The sequence below is a fragment of the Burkholderia sp. Bp9016 genome (assembly GCF_003857765.1).
Lineage (GTDB): Bacteria > Pseudomonadota > Gammaproteobacteria > Burkholderiales > Burkholderiaceae > Burkholderia.
Map to the genome: position 1 here is coordinate 1 of NZ_QTPY01000100.1, position 400 is coordinate 400.

The 400-nt window shown below is 53.2% G+C and carries 2 tRNA genes and 1 rRNA gene; all 3 read right to left on the reverse strand.

The features are described 5' to 3' along the window. Positions 1 to 81: 81 nt before the first annotated feature. A tRNA-Ala gene (locus tag DIE13_RS32600) sits at positions 82 to 157 on the reverse strand. 41 nt (positions 158 to 198) lie between these two features. Then, positions 199 to 275, reverse strand: a tRNA-Ile gene (locus DIE13_RS32605). A 63-nt stretch (positions 276 to 338) separates the two neighbouring features. Continuing rightward, positions 339 to 400 (reverse strand): 16S ribosomal RNA (locus DIE13_RS32610); the annotation flags it as partial.

The window sequence follows — 400 nt, forward strand, 5'->3', positions numbered from 1 at the left end:
AAGACGTATCACTCTGACTGGCTCAATCGCCAATGACAAAGACTCGAACAACGCTTCGTTCGAATGCTTGTCATTGAAGATTGGTGGAGGCAGACGGGATCGAACCGACGACCCCCTGCTTGCAAAGCAGGTGCTCTCCCAGCTGAGCTATGCCCCCATTTGAGTACAGATACCCTCAGGTGTGTTACCGCCAGACAATGGTGGGTCTGGTTGGATTCGAACCAACGACCCCCGCCTTATCAAGACGGTGCTCTAACCGACTGAGCTACAGACCCCTGAGTCTGTCTTTAATTTACAGCCGATAAGCGTGAGCGCTCAACTTGTGCGAGAAGCTCTGGAAAGGAGGTGATCCAGCCGCACCTTCCGATACGGCTACCTTGTTACGACTTCACCCCAGTCA